The sequence below is a fragment of the Desulfolithobacter sp. genome (genome assembly GCF_054025815.1).
The window spans coordinates 1-4647 of record NZ_JBPMMS010000005.1 but is presented as its reverse complement, the minus strand read 5'-3'; the positions used below and the strand labels follow the sequence as shown (position 1 = coordinate 4647).

Annotated in this window: 2 protein-coding genes; both read right to left on the bottom strand. The window is 56.6% G+C overall.

Annotation, left to right across the window (positions count from 1 at the left end; genetic code table 11):
• On the bottom strand, positions 1-2379 hold a 2379-nt coding region (locus tag ACXJJY_RS01420; protein ID WP_456384924.1), incomplete at its 3' end, for a hybrid sensor histidine kinase/response regulator.
• A complete protein-coding gene (locus ACXJJY_RS01415; protein ID WP_456384923.1) occupies positions 2376-4238 on the bottom strand; it encodes a hypothetical protein in 1863 nt (620 codons plus the stop codon). The genes ACXJJY_RS01415 and ACXJJY_RS01420, both read right to left, overlap by 4 nt.
• Positions 4239-4647 lie beyond the last annotated feature (409 nt).

The following is a 4647-nucleotide window of genomic DNA, read 5'->3' as shown; positions in this document are numbered from 1 at the left end:
AAGGCAGGATTCCATATCCCCCTGCATGGCGTTGGCGGTCAGGGCGACGATGGGCAGGTGTTGATCCGGGTTCGCCTCTTTTTTTTCCAGCTCCCTTATTTTTCTGGTGGTGGCAAAGCCGTCCATCCCGGGCATATGACAGTCCATGAACACGAGGTCGTACCTGTTGTTTCTGAGCATTTTCAGCCCTTCCTGACCGCTCGCAGCCCAATCTGCCCGGTATCCGGCCTGTTTGAGCATCTCTCTGGTCACCTGGGCGTTGATTTCATTGTCTTCGATCAGGAGTATTCTGACCTCTCTGGCCGGAGCGGAGAGATTTTTTGGGCCTGGTATCGGGTTCGGCCCGGCAGGTTCCGGGATGTAGACACTTTTACCTGCGAAGTCCTGGTTCAGTGTCACTTCAAACCAGAAGGTCGAGCCCTGGCCGGGAGAGCTTTTAAAGCCCACCATACCGTTCATGGCGGTGACCAGTTTTTTGACAATGGCAAGGCCCAGTCCGGTTCCGCCGTGCCTTCGGGAGGCTGAGCTGTCTGCCTGGGTAAAGGGCTCGAAAATATCTGTTTCGCAATCTTCCGGCATGCCTGGCCCGCTGTCAATGATTTCGAAGTGGAGCCTGGCCTTGTCCCCGGGCAGGGCAAGTCGCGTCACCTGGACCTGGATACTGCCCCTGTCGGTGAATTTGACCGCGTTACCGATCAGGTTGACAAGCACCTGGCGCAGTCGACCGCGGTCTCCGATCAGTGAGGTGTTCATCTCTTCGGGGAAGAGCCTGACCTCCAGGAGGATGTTTTTACGGCTGCACTCGGGTAGAAAAAGATCCTGGATTTCATCAAGAAGCTGTTTGAGGTCAAAAGGCTCCCGCACAAGTTGCACGTCCTGGTGTTCAATTCGCGACAGGTCGAGAATATCGTTGATGATCTGCAGCAGAGACTCTGCGGACCGGTAAATGGTTTGGGCGTATTTTTTTTGCTGTCCGTTGAGGGGCGTGGAGAGCAGGAGCTCACCCATGCCGAGGATGCCGTTCATGGGAGTACGGATTTCGTGACTCATGACAGCGAGAAACTCTGTTTTGGCCCTGGCGCTCGTTTCGGCCTGGCGGAGTGCCACCGTAAGCTCCCTGGTCCGCCGCTGCACCTGTTTTTCGAGGTTGCGGGCGAGCTGGCGCAGTTTATCCCTGGAACGGGACAACTGCTCATACATGCTTGCAAATGACTTGGCGAGCAGGCCAATCTCGTCGTGCCGGTTAATGGCGGGAATGGGGACGTTTTCTTCGCCAGAGGCGATTTTGTCCGCGGCAAGGGTCAGCATGCTGATGGGGTTCATCAGTTTTTTGGCCAGCAGCGCCATGGTGATGGAAAGTACGATCACAACCCCGAGCGTGCTGACCAGGAGCCTTTTGCCAAAGGATAGAGCTTCGCTGGCAATGACATCATGGGATGCCAGGGTGGCGAGAACAAGGCTGTGATCGCTGTTGAGGGGGTCGTAATCAAGTCGGCGGACGATCAGGCTCGCGTTGAGGTCCGGCAGATCGGTGAGGACGATAATTTTTCTTTCGCTCCGGGCCTGGACCAGATTCCTGAGCATGGGAAAATCACGGTACAGCCCTGCTTCACCGCCAAGGGCTGAGGTGAATATCCGTTTCCGGTCCCGGTGAAACACATAATCTCCCTTGCTGTCGGCGATCAGGTACTGGACATTGTCCGGCGGTGAACTGAAGGTATGGGACAGTTTTTCAAAACTGGCATTGATAACCAGAATTCCGAAAATACTGCCGGTAGAGTCTTCAACCGGCATAGCCGCCCTGATGACCGGGTGGAGCGGGAATTGGATGACCCCGTGTTCGCGGTTCAGCTCAACCCCGGAGAGGAATATGGAGTTTGGTTCCAGTTCGATGGTCTTGGCAAAGTAGCTTCTGTGCCCTTTGGGCTGGAGCTTGTCCTGCGGAAGAATGATGATCGAGTCACCGCTTCTTTCCACCCGGACAATTTCCCGTCCCCTGTCGGCCAGGCCGATGAAGCGAACCTGGTCATATTCAGGGCGCTGGAGGAGCAGGTTGAAGAAGTCGTTTTCCAGGCGTTCCTTCCACAGCTCTGTGGTCATGTTACGCTGGTCGTCATATCCATCTCCTTCCATCGCCCTGATGTATCCTCTGACCGGATCATATCGTTTGAGCATGAAAAGATCCGTGCGCATGCGATTGATGTTTTCCATGAAGAACAGGGCGTCCCGGTTCATGTCATCGGTCAGCCGCTGAACCGTCAGGTTGCGGAGCAGGGCGGCCGCGTCGAGGTAAGAGTAGAACGAGATTACCACGACACCGATACCGGCGATGACAAAGGCGAGCAGACCGAATTTGACCGGGAGTGATCTTTTCGTCATGCACGGGGTTCCTGTTGCTGGTTCCTGTCGATCGGCCGGTGAAGAATTTGCCGGAGGATCTCTTCGGCCTGTTCCAGGACCCGGAACACATGGGCCGGGGTCTTGCCTTCCCTGAACGGCGGGCGCAGGGCTGCGGAAGCAATGCCGAGAAAGACTTTCAGCTCGGTCAGCTCGGCGTCAATGATCCGGACCTGGTTGAAGACATCGGTGGGTGTTACCGGTTTGCCGGGCGGAATGGAAATGTCGCGCACGCCAAACATGCCGGCCCGCCGTTTGGCCTCCAGAACCAGGCCCATGACCTGCCTGGCCTTCAGATAGACGTTTCGGGGCTGGATGCCGGGTTTCAGGGGGGCTGTCTGGCCATCAGGCATGGCCAGGGGTTCCTGGAGATAATCAGCGATGATCCGCAGATTGTCACGGACAGAGACCGCCTCGCGAAAGACATGGGACGGGGTGAAACCTTCGGAGCCAAGGATGGTGTCCAGCAGCAGTGAAATGCGCCGCATGTTGAGAAAGACGTCGCTGGGTGTCTTGTCGTCAAATTCTTTCACTGTGGTCGAGGTCAGCCATAAATCTCCCGGCATTCCGTCCTGGCGAAAGACTATGTCGAGCTCCTCGTCGAGGCGCAGGGCCAGGTCAAACACCTCGGACGGGGTAATGACCCGCAGGGGATAGCGCTGGACAGCGATTGGCCCCAGGCCGTGATTGCGGCGCACCACATCGATTTTTTCTAGAATCTCGAGACCTTTCTCATAGACATGCTGTGGCTGGAGGCCATAGATGATTTCAGCCCGCCGGGGTGGCCCCTGGATGCCGCGCCGCCGCCGGTACTCCCGCAGCCGTTTAATGATGTGCTCGGTCACCGAATAGACATGATTTGGTGTTTTCTTCAGCGACTTGCGGTCAAACTGGCGCAGAGGTCTCTCCAGGGCAAAGTCCGGAAGCAGCATGGCGGCCCATTCGATGTTTCGGATAACATCGTCCGGGGTCTTGCCGGGAGCTGGTTCAGGGGCGACAAAGTCCCGCTCCAGGCCGAGTCGGTACTTGATTCGCTGGAGTTCGGCCAGGGCCACGTTGGTCGCGTCGAGGACATCGGTGGGAGTGATGACGCGCCGGGGAATATCAGGCACTGTGACAGGTTTGATCCACAGGTTCTTTTCGGCCTGGCGTATTTTGGCCAGCAGGTCGTACACCGAGGACAGGGCATGGTTTGACATCTTTCCCTGGGGGCGCTCAGGAGGGTCCAGGTCCAGGGGCATGTTTTGAGAGGCGCGCAGGAAACGGACCAGGTCCAGAATGCGGAGACTCTGCACATAGACATCCGACGGCGTGAATCCCCTCAATCCAAGTGTTTCGTCGAGAGCCAGGGATACCTCGGACAGGGCGGCATAGACATCGGCCGGGGTCTTGCCCTGGATGACGATCTCGGGGACTTCCGGCTGGGACTGTCCGGAAGGACTGAGAAGGGCCAGCTCCTGCCGCAGGCGGACCACGGCGTTGAAGACCTCGTTGGGGGTGATGTCCCGGCCTGGAAAACGGGGAACCGCGATGGGGCCGGTCCTGAGTATACTGACCCGGAATTTGTTTATTTTGCCAAGTATCTCCAGGGCTTTTTGCAGTACATGGCGGGGTTCGCGACCTTTTTCCGGAGCCACAGAGGGCCACGGGGTGTTAATATTGTTGAACATGCGAAATTGGCGAACCTGTTCGGAGAGCAACTGAACCTGGCCATAGACATCGTTTGGAGTCTTTTCCGCAACAATCATACTCCGGGCGGGCTGAGCGTGGAACATGCCAAGCAGGAGAACGACAATGGCAAGGCTGGCGGAGCTGATTTTCCTCAGGAGATGGTTTGTCATGCGATACGGCTTTTTCTGGCGGCTCAAACCTGGGCTACAATACGGTTTACTCACGATCATGGCCACGCCGGTTTCCTGGAAAGCGTTGCATCCGTGATGATTGAGGACTTCTGCAGATATAATAATGGACGCGGGTGAAAAGTCAAAACAAAGGAGAAACGAGAGACAGGAAACAGAAAACGGTTCCGGATAAAAAGAAAAAAGAAATGTATCAGGATCGGCGGGATCCCGATCCCGGCCAGGGAGGAATCTCTGCTGGCCGGGGCGGGTGGTTGCAAGGTGTGTGGCATGGTCTCGGGGAAGGAGATGACACCATGCCACGGGGAGGGAAATCGGGAAATCAGCGGAGGATAAGCACCGAAGACTGTGTGTTTTCCAGCAGTTTGTCCACCAGGCTCTGGGAAAAGAG

Coding starts and splice junctions, on each gene's coding strand:
- ACXJJY_RS01415 (WP_456384923.1), bottom strand. CDS start 4,238: ATGACAAACCATCTCCTGAGGAAAATCAGCTCCGCCAGCCTTGCCATT.